This window comes from Crossiella sp. S99.2, assembly GCF_023094165.1.
Taxonomy (GTDB): domain Bacteria; phylum Actinomycetota; class Actinomycetes; order Mycobacteriales; family Pseudonocardiaceae; genus Crossiella.
The window spans coordinates 102,889-115,665 of sequence record NZ_JALMDK010000012.1; the positions used below are offsets into that span (position 1 = coordinate 102,889).

The following is a 12,777-nucleotide window of genomic DNA, read 5'->3' on the forward strand; positions in this document are numbered from 1 at the left end:
GAAGCATACCGCCGTTCGCGCAGTCGGCCTCCCGGCTATCCACAGGCATTCCGCGGCATGATCACGCAAAATTGCGGACCAATAGCGTTGACCTGCAAGGAATGTCGACGCTCGGGCCGGAGTGTGTCGAGTGTTGTCAACGGATCGGGTGATGAACGGCCGATTCGGCGCACATCGCCCGTAGGATGAACTCGTGGCCGCGCTACCTGTGGTCGCTGAAGTTGTTGCGGCACAGTCGAATTGATCCAGCGGAGCCTCTGGGGCGTGCGTGTTCCGGGGTGGAACTCGATCATCAGAAACTGCGCTACGATGCGTCCAGGCGGGCCGAGACTCGGGACTCAACCGCTGTGCACGCCGAACATGAGCATCCCGAGCATATTCAGCAACATCTTCCCGGCGACCTCATGTCGCGGGACTTCGGGCACTATCTGTGGCCCCATATCTCTGTGAACTGAGCATCAACCGTGCCGGGCAGGTGCGTGTGTGGTCACTCGAACATCTCTACAAGCTTTCCCTGGAGGCGCAATGCATTGATATGTCCACAGTGGACTGTCATTCGACACCATGCGAACTGACGTCAGCCGGGTTCCCGGCGCGCGTCGCCCAGCTTGCGTGATTGCCCGGACTGACCCGGCTGACTTGTCCAGCTCTGCCTATTGAGGAGGTGAAAACGCCGGCAGAGCTGGACATCCAGGGCGGAACGGTCAATCGCAGGCGACAGTGACGACCGCGTGCCATTGATCGACTGCCGATGTGGCTCGTGGCCACCACGTGGGCCGGCACCACGTGGCTGCCCGAGGCGCTTGAGCGGTCGAACTGGCTCACGGATTTCGCACGGTGGCGATGACATCCACCTCCAGCAACGCCTCCGGCCGGAACAACCGGGACACCTGCACGGTCGTGCTTGTGGGCGGGTCGACTGGGAACAGTCGGCGGCGTACCGCGCCATAGGCAGGCAGGTCGTCCATATCCGTCAGGTACGAGCGGATGTTGACGACATCGGCCAGGGTCGCGCCATGCGCGTCCAGCAGGGCGGTGATGGTGGCGAAGACGTTCTCCGCCTGAACCCGCATGTCCCGGTCCGGCAGGGGCCGGCCATCGTCGGCGACCGCGATCTGTCCGGACAACACCAGCAACGCGCCACCGCCCAGGTCGATTCGGGCGACCTGCGAGTAGTTCGCGAAGGGGCCGGGTGCGTTGGCCGGATTGTCGAAGGTGGTCCGCATGGCGGTGACGCTAGGCGCGCGGTCGACATGTGACCAGCGACTGTTGCGCACAGGTGCGATGCGCTACGGGCATGGCATTTGTGCGGGCAGCACGTTGCTGTCGAGCGTGCTCTGGCGAGGCGCGGGCCCTTGCGCCGAGCGCTGTCTGGGCTGGATTGTTCCGGCTGGGCGAGGCTGCGCTGCTTGAGCGACGCCGCGAAGGCCGCGCTGCCGCACTGGCTGAACCGGGCCGTGTTGCCTCCACGGAGTCGTGCTTTTTCAGCGGTGCCGCTGCGGCTCCGCTGAGCCACGGTGACATGGCTGGGCCGAGCTGACTTGGCGCCGCTGTTCCGCCTGATCGGCGTCGTGCTGGTCGAGCGACTGCTGCGCGGATGAGTCGATTCCGCCTACGCGTCTAGGTTCGCGATGCCCTGGGACGGAGCTTGGGTTGCCCGGGAAACCCTTGGTGCCCAAGGGTGACCGGTCCTCGGCGGGATGTCCCCGTGCTGGAGACCTTGTCGGGACAGGAGGCTTTGGAGCTGGGACTGGCTGCGTGTGCCGGACCACGGGCTGTTGACGTGGTGGCCGGGATCGTCGTGGTGTGGCGATGCCAGGTGGGTGGCGAGGTAGGTTGCGGGGATGCGTGCCAGTCGGTTGTTGTCGGCTTTGCTGTTGCTGCAGACGCGAGGGCGGATGTCGGCCAGTGAACTGGCTGCTGAGCTGGAGGTCTCGGTGCGCACCGTGTACCGGGACATGGAGGCGTTGTCCTCGGCTGGGGTGCCGGTGTACGGCGACGCCGGGCGGTCTGGCGGGTACCAGTTGGTGGATGGGTACCGGACTCGGTTGACGGGGTTGACCGCCGCGGAGGCGGAGTCCTTGTTCCTCACCGGGATTCCGGGGCCTGCGGCGGAGCTTGGGCTCGGGGGTGTGCTGGCGGCGGCGGAGTTGAAGTTGCTGGCGGCGTTGCCTGGGGAGTTGCGGGTTCGGGCGGAGGCGTTGCGGGGGCGTTTTCACCTGGATGCGGCGGGGTGGTTTCGGCCGGCGGACCGGGTGCCGATGCTGGGTGGGATCGCGGCGGCGGTGTGGGAGGGGGAGCGGATCGCGGTGCGGTACCGGCGGTGGCGGGAGCCGCGGGAGGTTGATCGGGTGCTGGAGCCGCTGGGGCTGGTGGTGAAGGCGGGGCTTTGGTACCTGGTAGCGCAGGGAGTGGATCAGCCTGGGCAGGTGCGGACCTATCGGGTCGCGGAGGTGCTGAAGCTGACGCGGTTGGGAGAGGAGTTTGTGCGGCCGGGGGACTTTGACCTGGCCGTGTACTGGGGTGAGTGGGCCCGGCGGTATGAGCGGGAGATGTTGGTGGGGACGGCGGTGGTTCGGTTGTCGCCCAAGGGAATGTCTCGGTTGGCGTATGTGTACGGGGACACGGTGGCCGCGGCGGTGGTGGGTAGCGCGGGGGAGCCGGATGAGCGGGGGTGGGTGGTCGCGGACATGCCGATAGAGCAGGTCGCCGTGGCGCATGACGACCTGCTCAAGCTCGGTGCGGAGGTGGAAGTGCTTGCGCCGCAGGAGCTACGGACCCTGCTGGCGGAGTCCGTGCGTGCGCTGGCGGCGGCGTACCTCGGGTGATCTCAACGTGCGGCGGCTGTGTCCCAGCCTTGGAGCAGCAAGGTGTTTCGACTCCTTTCTGTTGACGACAGGTACTGGGTGCGACCAAGTGGATTTGGCCCGTGGGGACGGTCGCGTGGGACACGAACGCCGGACGGGAGAAGACATCGGTCCACAGCGGAGGGTGGGGCGGCGGAATTTCGCGCGGCCTTGTACACCGTGGAGCCGATGGCGGGGAGCGCTGGAATCGTGGGTATTTCTCCGGAGTGATGACCGGAAACCCACGAGGGGCCGGTCAACGGCCTGGGCGGGACTCGCCCTTTCGCTTCAGCAGCATGACCGAATCATCCCGGATGTTCCGCGCCCTCCGCAAGGGAGTTCTTCCCGGGCGAACAGCAAAATGGGGCGGTCGGGTTGGATGGGGGCCGGATTGGCTGGGGAGCTGGGGAGCTGGAGTGGCGGAGTGGTGGGGCGCTTGGGCTGGCTGGAGAGTTTGGTGGTGGGGCGGCTGGGTTCGTGGGGTGCTTGGGGCGGCTGAGGGGTGGGTTGGCGGGTTAGCCGATTAGCTTGGCGAGCAGGGCCGGGTGGTGGGACAGGCCCTCCTGGATCATGGCTTTGCTCCACTGCTTGCCCTGCTCGAAGTCCACAGTGGACCAGTCGATGCCGCCGAGCGGAGGCCGCGGGTCGTACTCGATGCCGGTTTGCACGCCCCGGGCGACCTCCGGGCCTGCCAGCACCTGGACCACGTGCAGGGCGGCGTCGATACCCGCGGCGACGCCGGCCGCGGTGATGAACTTGCCGTCGGTGACCCAGCGTTCGGCCACGGGGGTCGCGCCGAATCGGGGCAGCAGGTGGCGGCAGGCCCAGTGGGTGGTGGCGTTGCGTCCTTCGAGCAGGCCGGCGGCGGCGAGCAGCAGGGAGCCGGTGCACACCGACAGGGTCAGCTCGGTCTGGGGGCTGGTGGTGCGGAGGTAGTCCAGCAGGGCTTCGTCGGCCATGGCGCGGAAGGTCGGGCCGCCGCCACCGGGGACCAGCAGCGCGTAGGGGGCGGGGGCCTCGGCGTAGGTGTGCGTGGCGGACAGGCTCAGGGGCAGGTCGGTGGGGAGGGGGTTCTTGGTGGCGGACACCGTGATCGTGCGGTAGGGCAGGCCGAGTTGGGTCAGGGAGGTGAGCACCTGGAGTGGGCCGACCAGGTCGAGTGGGGTCAGGCCGGGGTAGAGGACGAACGCGATGGTGCGGACTTCGGTGGTCATGGGGCCAGCCTGGCGGGTGGTGCGGGCAGGGCGCTGGGCGATGTCCGAAAACCTGCGCTCCTTGTCTGACGGACACGGGGCGTTAGGTTGGCGGTATGGCGACTGGGCCCCGGCGGGTGGTGATCATTGGCTATGACCAGGCGGAATTGCTGGACATCGCGTGTCCGAGCGATGTGCTGGACGCGGCCAATCGGCTCGGAGCGACGCCGGGGTACGAGATCCGGCTGGCCAGCATGGGTGGGCGGGCGGTCCGGTGCGCCTCAGGACTGACGCTGGCCGCGCAGGTGAAGTTGGAGCAGGTGGCCGGGCCGGTGGACACGATGATCGTGGTCGGTGGCTGGACCTATCTGGAGCAGGCCGGGGACCAGCGGTTCGTGGACCAGGTGCGGCGGGTGGCCCGGTTGAGCAGGCGGGTCGCGTCGGTGTGCGTGGGGTCGACCTTGCTGGCCGCGGCGGGGTTGCTGGACGGGCGGCGGGCGACCACGCACTGGTTCTACGCGGACAAGATGGCCGAGCACTATCCGGCGGTGACCGTCGATCCGGCGCCGTTGTTCATCAAGGACGGGTCGGTCTACACCTCGGCGGGGGTGACCAGTGGGCTGGACCTGACGCTGGCCCTGGTCGAGGAGGACCACGGGGCCGTGCTGGCGCGGGCGGTGGCCCGGAACCTGGTCACCTACCTGCAGCGGCCGGGCAACCAGGCGCAGGTGAGCGTGTACGTCGCCGCGCCGCCGCCGGAGCACGCGGTGGTGCGCGAGCTGATGAACCTGATCGAGGCCGATCTGGCCGCTGACCTACGGGCCGGCACCCTGGCCCGCCGGGCTGGGCTGAGCACCCGGCACCTGGCCCGGTTGTTCGAGCAGCAGCTGGGCAGCACGCCGGGCCGGTATGTGCGCACCGCGCGCACCCGGGCCGCGGCGCGGCTGCTGGAATCGACCCGGTTGCCGTTGACCGCGGTGGCGGCGCGCTGTGGGTTCAGCTCGACCGAGACCCTGCGGCAGGCCTTCCTCGACCTCTTCCAGACCTCGCCCTCGGTCTATCGGATGGTGCATCGCAGGCGGGCCGCGGCGAGCTGACCTTGGGCGGGCCGACCTGGGCTGACCTGGGCGGGGCCGGTTGTAGGGATCGCGCGGGTGCGGGCCCGCGGGTAGGGGGCGGGATCGCGTCGGCGAGGGGTCGAGGATCGGGCAGTGGGCTGAGCTGGTGAGGGGCCGGGTTGGGCCGGAAGAACCACCGTTGGGGGCGCTGCGCGTTCGGCTGTCCCCCGTTAGCCTGAAGCGGGTCGGCCGGTGTCGATCGAAGGGTGTTGCCATGCGGATCGCGGATGTCCTGCGCACCAAGGGTTCCACTGTTGCCACGGTCGAACCGGGCAATACGGTCACCGAGTTGCTCACGGTGCTCGCCGAGCACAACGTGGGCGCGCTGGTCGTGGTGGGACCGGACGGGACCGTGGTGGGCATCGTGTCCGAGCGGGATGTGGTCCGGCGGCTGCGGGAACGCGGGGCCGAACTGCTCAGCGGCACGGTCGCGGAGATCATGACCGCCGCCGTGGTGACCTGCACACCGCAGGACACCGTGGACAACCTGACCGTGCTGATGACCGAGCGGCGGATCCGGCATGTGCCGGTGCTCGTCGACGATCGGCTGGCCGGGATCGTCTCCATCGGGGACGTGGTGAAGTCGCGGATCAGCCAGCTCGAAGAGGACCACGAGCACCTTCAGGCCTATATCGCCCAGGGCTGACCAATTCGCGGTGGCGCGGCCGCTGGGCTGGTCCTAGCGTTCGTTGTCATGTCACGTATCGCTTTTCTCGGACTTGGCCGCATGGGTGTGCTGATGGCGGGCCGGCTGCTGGCCGCGGGGCACGAACTGACCGTGTGGAACCGGACCGCGGCCAAGGCCGACCCGCTCGTCCAGCGTGGTGCGCGGGTCGCGGACAGTCCCGCCGCGGCGGTGGACGGGGCGGAGCACGTCATCACCATGCTCGCCGACGGCGACGCGGTGAACGAGGTCATCTTCGGCACCGGTGGCGCGGCCGGGAAGCTGGCCACCGGGGCGACCGTGGTGGAGATGTCCACCAGCGGGCCCGGGGCGGTGCGCGATCTCCGCGCGCGGATGCCCGAGGGGACCACGCTGGTCGACGCGCCGGTCAAGGGCACGTTGCCGCAGGCCGAGGGTGGCACCCTGGACATCTACGTGGGTGGCACCGAGGCCGAGTTCGCCGCGGTCGCCGAGGTGCTCTCGGTGCTGGGCAACCCGGTTCGGGTGGGTGAGGCCGGGGCGGGGGCCGCGTTGAAGCTGGTGGTCAACGCGATCACCGCGACCGTGCCGGTGCTGGTCGGCGAGGCGATGGCGCTGGCCGACCAGCTCGGGGTGGACCAGGGCACGGCCTGGGACGCGCTGGCCGGGTCGGCGGTGGGTGGCATGGCCGCGCGGTTGCGGGAGCAGAACGAGACGGCGGGGCTGCCGATCACGTTCTCGCTGGAGCTGGCCGCGAAGGACCTGCGGCTGGCGCTGGAGGCGGGCGCGGCCGAGGCCGGGGTGATCGCGGCGGCTCGGCGGGAGCTGGGTGCGGCGGCGGAGGCCGGGCTTGGTGGGCGGGATTTCAGTGTCGTGGTGGCACATCTGCGCGCCAAGGACTGAGGAGGGAGCGGCAGACCAGGCTTGTCGCGAGGGCTGGGCTGACTAGTTCTCGCTGTGTTTCTGGGCGAACTCGGTCAGCGGCACCGGGACCGCGCGCAGCGTGCGCAGGATCTCCGCCTCCCTGGTCAGCATCCGGCGGATCAGTCGCAGCCGCCGGATCGGGCAGGTCTCCTCCAGCAACCGCTGCTGGTCCTCCAGGGTGAGCATGCAGTCGGCGGCCAGTTCGTGGGACAGGGAGGCGACATCGGCGGTGCCGCTGGGTTCCTTCCAGTCCTCCTGGCGCCAGGCCGTGGTGCAGTAGCGGCGGTGGGCGGCGCGGGCGGCGTCGGCGAGCACCGTGGGTTTGGGGCCGAGGGCCGGTTCCGCGTCCGGCATCCACTCGACCTGGCCGATCAGGTAGGGCGCGCTGGTGCGGTCGACCTCCAGCAGCCGGAACCGGCGCTGGCCGCGGACGACCACGTCGTACTGGCCGCCGTCGAGTCTGCGGACCTCGCGCAGCAGCGCGGTGCAGCCGATGTCGTGCACGGCTTCCAGGTTGTCCTCGCCGATCTCCCAGCCCTGCTTGACCGCGACCACGCCGAAGCTGCGACCGGGCACGGCGCCGGTCACCAGGTCCACCATCAGCTGCCGGTAGCGCGGTTCGAAGATGTGCAGTGGCAGCGAGGCGCCCGGCAGCAGCACCGTGCCCAACGGGAACAGCGGCAGTGTGTCGGTCACCCGTTCACGTTACGACGAGCCGGTCGAGCCCGCTGGCCGATTTCCCGCTGGCGGACGCAGCACCGCGAACGGATCGGTCACCTCCAAGCCCTTGCCGGGGAACCGGAACAGTGCTGCTGGGCGGCCTCCGGACGGGCCCGGTGGGGCGGTGTGGCCGGTGGGTTCCAGCAGGCCGCGGCGGGACAGCACGCGTTGCAGGTTGGTCGCTGACACCCGGTAGCCGAGTGCCGCTGAATAGAGCGAACGCAGCGCCGAGACGGTGAACTCCGGCGGGGCCAGCGCGAAGCCGACGTTGGTGTAGGACAGCTTCGCGCGCAGCCGGTTGCGGGCGCGGTGCACGATGGCCTCGTGGTCGAAGGCGGTCGGCGGCAGCGCGTCCACCGGATGCCAGGCGGTGTCGGCCGGGATGGCCGGGTCCACGTCGTAGGGGACCAGGCCGAGGAAGGCCGTGGCGACCACCCGTTCGCCCGGCACCCTCTCAGGGGCTGAGAACACCGCGAGTTGCTCGACGTGCGGCACTCCGCGCACATCGACCTTCTCACCCAGCTGCCGCCGGACCGAGGTCTCGACGTCCTCGCTGGTCCCGAGCCTGCCGCCGGGCAAGGACCACCGCCCGGCATGGGGTTCGCGGGCTCGTTCCCAGAGCAGCGCCTGGAGTGATCCTGCTCGCACCTGGAGTACCGCGGCCAGAACCTCATGTGCCGCATGACCCTTTTGGCTGATACCATCACCCATAGTTTTCGATTCTAAGGCGAAAACCTGGTTGACGGCCACTCGGCACGCTCGGGTGGAGCAAGGAGGACGACATGGCCGCTACTGCGTGGTTGGAGCGGACCGACCTGACTCCCTACGGCGGCGTCGAGCCGAACGCGGAGTGGGCCGCCGAGGTGCGCAGGCTGGCCGAGGAGCGGGACGCGGTGCTGCTGGCGCACAACTACCAGCTCCCCGAGATCCAGGACATCGCCCACCACACCGGTGACTCGCTCGCGCTCAGCCGCATCGCGGCCGAGAGCGAGGCCTCGACCATCGTGTTCTGCGGTGTGCACTTCATGGCCGAGACCGCGAAGATCCTCAGTCCGGAGAAGACGGTGCTGATCCCGGACGCGCGGGCGGGCTGCTCGCTGGCGGACTCGATCGACGCCGACCAGCTGCGGGCCTGGAAGGCCGAGCACCCCGGCGCGGTGGTGGTCTCCTACGTCAACACCACCGCCGAGGTGAAGGCGGAGACCGATATCTGCTGCACCTCCTCCAACGCGGTGGACGTGGTCCGCTCGATCCCCGAGGATCGGGAGGTGCTGTTCCTGCCGGACCAGTTCCTCGGCGCGCACGTCCGCCGGGTGACCGGCCGGGACAACCTGCACATCTGGGCGGGCGAGTGCCACGTGCACGCCGGGATCAACGGTCCCGAACTCGCCGAGAAGGCCGCCGCCAATCCGGAGGCGGACCTGTTCATCCACCCCGAGTGCGGCTGCGCCACCTCCGCGCTCTACCTGGCGGGCGAGGGCACCGTGCCGGCCGAGCGGGTGCACATCCTCTCCACCGGCGACATGGTCAAGGCCGCCCGGCAGACCAAGTCGAGCACAGTGCTGGTGGCCACCGAGATCGGCATGATCCACCAGCTCAAGCTGGCCGCGCCGGAGATCGACTTCCGCGCGGTGAACGACCGGGCCTCCTGCCGGTACATGAAGATGATCACCCCGGCCGCCCTGCTGCGCGCGCTGCGCGAGGGCAAGGACGAGGTGCACGTGGACCCCGAGATCGCCGCCCGCGGGCGCGCCTCGGTGCAGCGGATGATCGAGATCGGGCAGCCGGGCGGGGGCGAGTGAGGTGCCGCGCTGGGAAGCAGCCGCGGACCTGGTGGTGGTCGGCACCGGGGTAGCCGGGCTGACCGCCGCGTTGCGCGCCACCGAACTCGGGCTGCGCGTGCTGGTGATCACCAAGGCCAGTGCCGAAGCGGGCAACACCCGGTGGGCCCAGGGCGGCATCGCAGTGGTCCTGGAGGGCGAGCACGAACCCGGGGACAGCGTCAGCGGGCACCTGAGCGACACGCTCACCGCGGGCGCCGGGCTGTGCGACGAGGTCGCCGCGCGCACCATCCTGGCCGGTGGACCGGCCGCGGTACGGCGGTTGCGGCGGCGTGGCGCGATCTTCGACGCCCGGCCGGACGGCACCCTCGCGCGCACCAGGGAGGGCGGGCACTCCGCGTTCCGGGTGGTGCACGCGGGCGGGGACGCCACCGGCGCCGAGGTCGAGCGCGCGCTGCTGGCCAGTGCCCGCGACGGGCGGCTGACCATCCTGGAACGGCACACCGCCGTCGACGTGCTGCGGGCCGAGCCGGTGCAGGTCGGGCCGCGGCCGGGCAGCGCGGTCAGCGGGCTGCTCGTGCTGGACGAGGCCGGCAACCTCGGCGTGCTCGCCGCGCCGGCCGTGCTGCTGGCCACCGGCGGGCTCGGTCAGCTCTACGCGGCCACCAGCAATCCGGAGGTGGCCACCGCGGACGGGCTCGCGCTCGCCCTGCGCGCCGGGGCCATCGCGGCCGACCTGGAGTTCACCCAGTTCCACCCGACCGTGCTCTACACCGGACCGGGGGCCCGTGGGCGCCGTCCGCTGGTCACCGAGGCGGTGCGCGGGGAGGGCGCGGTGCTGGTGGACGGCGCCGGCGAGCGGGTGATGACCGGCGTGCACCCGCTGGCCGACCTCGCGCCGCGGGACGTGGTGGCCGCCGCGATCACCCGGCGGATGAACGCCACCGGGACGAGCAACGTCTACCTCGATGCCGCCAGGCTGGGCCCGGACACCCTCGGCATGCCCTTCGCACAACGGTTCCCGAGCGTGCACGCGGCCTGCGTGGCGGCCGGGATCGACCCCGCCGTCGAGCCCATCCCGGTCGCGCCGGCCTGCCACTACGCCTGCGGAGGTGTCATGTCCACAGTGGACGGACGCACCGGGGTGACCGGGCTGTACGCGGTCGGCGAGGTGGCCAGGACCGGACTGCACGGGGCCAACCGGCTCGCCTCCAACAGCCTGCTGGAAGGCCTGGTCGGCGGTGAGCGGGTGGCCGAGGCGGTCGCGCTGGACCTGGGCACCGGCCTGGCCGACGGGCACCGCGGGCCGGTGCGGATCGGCAACCCGGTCGCCCGGATCGCCGACCGGGACACCCTGCAACTGACCATGAGCAGGCACGGCGGGATCGGGCGCACCGCGGCCGGACTCGCCGCGGCCGTGGAGACGATCGGCGCGGTCAGCGTGGACTCGCTGCTGCGGACGCGTGCGGATGTGGAGGACGCGGCACTGACCCTGGCCGCCGCGGTGCTGCTGGACAGCGCCGCCGCGCGGACCGAGACCAGGGGCTGCCACGTCCGGTACGACCATCCGGCCACCGACGACCTGGCCTGGCGGCGCAGCATCGCCGTCCGGCTCGGCGCCGACGGCAGGCCGGAGTTGATGCGGTGGACCGCGATGGGAGGTGCGGCGTGAGAGCCGTTGGCGGGGTCGAGTACTGGCGGAGCTGTTCACACCGGGTCTCGGCCAAGCTGGGCCGGGCCGGGCTGGACGTTGACGACGTGCAGCGGGTGATCAGCCTGGCCCTCGGCGAGGACCTACGGTACGGCCCGGACGCGACCACCGACGCGACCGTGCCCAGGGAGGCGGTCGCCGAGGCCGACCTCAACCCGCGCAAGGGCGGGGTGCTGGCCGGGGTGGTGGTCGCGCTGGCCGTGTTCGACACGGTGATCGGCGCGGAGAACTACGAGGTCCTGGAACTGCGCAAGGACGGGGAGAAGCTGTCGCCGGGGGAGAGCGCGCTGCGGTTGCGCGGCCCGGTGCGCGGCCTGCTCACCGCCGAGCGGACCGCGCTGAACCTGGTCTGCCACCTCTCCGGGGTGGCCACCGCGACCGCGGCCTGGGTGGACGCGGTCAGCGGGACCGGGTGCGTGGTGCGGGACAGCCGCAAGACCATGCCCGGGGTGCGGCTGCTGCAGAAGTACGCGGTGCGCTGCGGCGGTGGGGAGAACCACCGGCTGGGCCTTGGCGACGCGGTGCTGATCAAGGACAACCACGTGGTCGCCGCGGGCGGGGTGGTGCAGGCGCTGAAACTGGCCCGCCAGCACGCGCCGCACCTGCCCTGCGAGGTCGAGGTGAGCACGCTGGAGGAGCTGGACCTGGTGCTCGGTGAGCAGGCATCGCTGGTGCTGCTGGACAACTTCACGCCGGAGCAGTGCGCCGAGGCGGTGCGCCGGGCGGCCGGGACCGGCACGAAGCTGGAGGCGTCCGGTGGGCTGACGCTGGATGTGGCGCGGGAGTACGCCGAGACCGGGGTGGACTACCTGGCGGTGGGTGGGTTGACGCACTCGTCGCCGGCGTTGGATCTCGGGCTCGATTTGCGCTGAGGGGCTTGGGGGAGGAAGCGGAGGGGCGCCTGTCCGGGGGGAAGGCGCCCTTCCGCTTGTCCGGGGTGGGGGCGAGGCGGGGCTCGGGTGGCGAGAAGCCGGGGCCGGGGTGCGGGTCAGAGCCTGCGGTTTTCCAGGACCGGGATGGCCTCGCGGGCCTGTTCGACCATGAACGGGTCGATGCTGACCACCAGGACCTCCGGTTCGGCGCCCAGGCCGGCGTGCACGTTGCCGAAGGGGTCGACGACCGCGCTGTAGCCGACGCCGGTGGGGGCGTTGCCGCTGGTCTCGACGCCGGTGGTGGCCGGGTCGGCCTGGCCGCAGGCCACTACCCAGGTGGTGGAGTCCAGGGCGCGGGCCCTGGTCAGGAGTTCCCACTGTTCGCGCTTGCCTTCGCCGGCGCCCCAGGAGGCGGCGGTGATGATGACGCTGGCGCCGTTGTCGGCCAGGGCCCGGTACAGCTCGGGGAAGCGGACGTCGTAGCAGGTGGTCATGCCGACGGTGACGCCGCCGATCTCGATCGCCACCAGGTCGTCGCCGGGGGCCACCGTCTTGGACTCGGTGAAGCCGAAGGCGTCGAAGAGGTGGATCTTGTTGTACCCCACCGGGTCGTCGCCGCCGGCGACCAGCAGGGTGTTGTAGACCCGGCCGTCCGGAGCGGGGGTGAACATGCCCGCGACGACCAGCACGCCGGCCTCCTTGGCCAGCAGGCCGACCGCGGTGCCCCAGGGGCCGTCCACCGGTTCGGCGATCTCGGCCAGCTTCGGGCCGCCGAAGCAGGCCATCGTGGCCTCGGGGAAGACCACCAGCTCGGCGCCCTGGTCCGCGGCCAACTGGATGCCTTCTCGGACCAGCTCCAGGTTCTTGGCGGGGTCGGCGCCTGACACGATCTGACACAGGCCGATTCGCACTCTGGGTCCTCCTAGAACTCCGCGGCAAGCTGGCACACACAGTGTGACCTACTTGTAT

Annotated in this window: 12 protein-coding genes; 7 read left to right on the forward strand and 5 right to left on the reverse strand. The window is 70.7% G+C overall.

The features are described 5' to 3' along the window. Positions 1–821: 821 nt before the first annotated feature. A complete protein-coding gene (locus tag MZC64_RS35840; protein ID WP_247760356.1) occupies positions 822–1,226 on the reverse strand; it encodes a RidA family protein in 405 nt (134 codons plus the stop codon). Between the two features lie 618 nt (positions 1,227–1,844). Between MZC64_RS35840 and MZC64_RS35845 the strand changes: the two genes are divergently transcribed. After that, entirely contained in the window at positions 1,845–2,828 is a 984-nt protein-coding gene (locus tag MZC64_RS35845; protein WP_247760355.1) for a YafY family protein, read from the forward strand. A 533-nt stretch (positions 2,829–3,361) separates the two neighbouring features. On the opposite strand, the gene MZC64_RS35850 is transcribed toward MZC64_RS35845, so the two are convergent. Continuing rightward, positions 3,362–4,060, reverse strand: coding sequence for a DJ-1/PfpI family protein (locus tag MZC64_RS35850; protein WP_247760354.1), 699 nt, complete (start codon positions 4,058–4,060; stop codon positions 3,362–3,364). Positions 4,061–4,155: 95 nt separating this feature from the next. On the opposite strand from MZC64_RS35850, the gene MZC64_RS35855 reads away from it, so the two are divergent. The 3 genes from MZC64_RS35855 to MZC64_RS35865 all read left to right on the forward strand — a co-directional run bounded on the left by MZC64_RS35855 (position 4,156) and on the right by MZC64_RS35865 (position 6,703). Next, positions 4,156–5,136, forward strand: a complete 981-nt coding sequence (locus tag MZC64_RS35855; protein WP_247760353.1) for a GlxA family transcriptional regulator — start codon at positions 4,156–4,158, stop codon at positions 5,134–5,136. 235 nt (positions 5,137–5,371) lie between these two features. Beyond that, a complete protein-coding gene (locus tag MZC64_RS35860; protein ID WP_247760352.1) occupies positions 5,372–5,803 on the forward strand; it encodes a CBS domain-containing protein in 432 nt (143 codons plus the stop codon). A gap of 48 nt (positions 5,804–5,851) precedes the next feature. Continuing rightward, positions 5,852–6,703 carry an NAD(P)-dependent oxidoreductase gene (locus MZC64_RS35865; protein WP_247760351.1) on the forward strand — a complete coding sequence of 284 codons (852 nt, stop codon included), beginning with the start codon at positions 5,852–5,854 and terminating at the stop codon, positions 6,701–6,703. 42 nt (positions 6,704–6,745) lie between these two features. On the opposite strand, the gene MZC64_RS35870 is transcribed toward MZC64_RS35865, so the two are convergent. Both MZC64_RS35870 and MZC64_RS35875 read right to left on the reverse strand, forming a co-directional pair. Further along, positions 6,746–7,420, reverse strand: coding sequence for an LON peptidase substrate-binding domain-containing protein (locus MZC64_RS35870; RefSeq protein WP_247760350.1), 675 nt, complete (start codon positions 7,418–7,420; stop codon positions 6,746–6,748). A gap of 9 nt (positions 7,421–7,429) precedes the next feature. Further along, on the reverse strand, positions 7,430–8,155 hold the full coding sequence (locus MZC64_RS35875) for an NUDIX domain-containing protein (RefSeq protein WP_282106428.1): 726 nt from the start codon (positions 8,153–8,155) through the stop codon (positions 7,430–7,432). A 71-nt stretch (positions 8,156–8,226) separates the two neighbouring features. On the opposite strand from MZC64_RS35875, the gene nadA reads away from it, so the two are divergent. From nadA to nadC, 3 genes are read left to right on the forward strand one after another with little or no spacing between them, the layout of a single operon-like run. Continuing rightward, entirely contained in the window at positions 8,227–9,246 is a 1,020-nt protein-coding gene (gene nadA, locus MZC64_RS35880; RefSeq protein WP_247760348.1) for a quinolinate synthase NadA, read from the forward strand. 1 nt (position 9,247) lies between these two features. Next, complete coding sequence (locus MZC64_RS35885; protein WP_247760347.1) at positions 9,248–10,897, forward strand: L-aspartate oxidase; 1,650 nt, start codon at positions 9,248–9,250, stop codon at positions 10,895–10,897. Positions 10,898–10,953: 56 nt separating this feature from the next. Further along, complete coding sequence (gene nadC, locus MZC64_RS35890) at positions 10,954–11,808, forward strand: carboxylating nicotinate-nucleotide diphosphorylase (RefSeq protein WP_247760866.1); 855 nt, start codon at positions 10,954–10,956, stop codon at positions 11,806–11,808. 116 nt (positions 11,809–11,924) lie between these two features. On the opposite strand, the gene MZC64_RS35895 is transcribed toward nadC, so the two are convergent. Further along, entirely contained in the window at positions 11,925–12,719 is a 795-nt protein-coding gene (locus tag MZC64_RS35895; protein ID WP_247760346.1) for a carbon-nitrogen hydrolase family protein, read from the reverse strand. Positions 12,720–12,777 lie beyond the last annotated feature (58 nt).

What these genes read in the sequence shown, in the direction of transcription:
- MZC64_RS35840 (WP_247760356.1), bottom strand. Translation starts at nt 1,226, where the DNA reads ATGCGGACCACCTTCGACAATCCGGCCAACGCACCCGGCCCCTTCGCG.
- MZC64_RS35845 (WP_247760355.1), top strand. Translation starts at nt 1,845, where the DNA reads ATGCGTGCCAGTCGGTTGTTGTCGGCTTTGCTGTTGCTGCAGACGCGA.
- MZC64_RS35850 (WP_247760354.1), bottom strand. Translation starts at nt 4,060, where the DNA reads ATGACCACCGAAGTCCGCACCATCGCGTTCGTCCTCTACCCCGGCCTG.
- MZC64_RS35855 (WP_247760353.1), top strand. Translation starts at nt 4,156, where the DNA reads ATGGCGACTGGGCCCCGGCGGGTGGTGATCATTGGCTATGACCAGGCG.
- MZC64_RS35860 (WP_247760352.1), top strand. Translation starts at nt 5,372, where the DNA reads ATGCGGATCGCGGATGTCCTGCGCACCAAGGGTTCCACTGTTGCCACG.
- MZC64_RS35865 (WP_247760351.1), top strand. Translation starts at nt 5,852, where the DNA reads ATGTCACGTATCGCTTTTCTCGGACTTGGCCGCATGGGTGTGCTGATG.
- MZC64_RS35875 (WP_282106428.1), bottom strand. Translation starts at nt 8,155, where the DNA reads ATGGGTGATGGTATCAGCCAAAAGGGTCATGCGGCACATGAGGTTCTG.
- nadA (WP_247760348.1), top strand. Translation starts at nt 8,227, where the DNA reads ATGGCCGCTACTGCGTGGTTGGAGCGGACCGACCTGACTCCCTACGGC.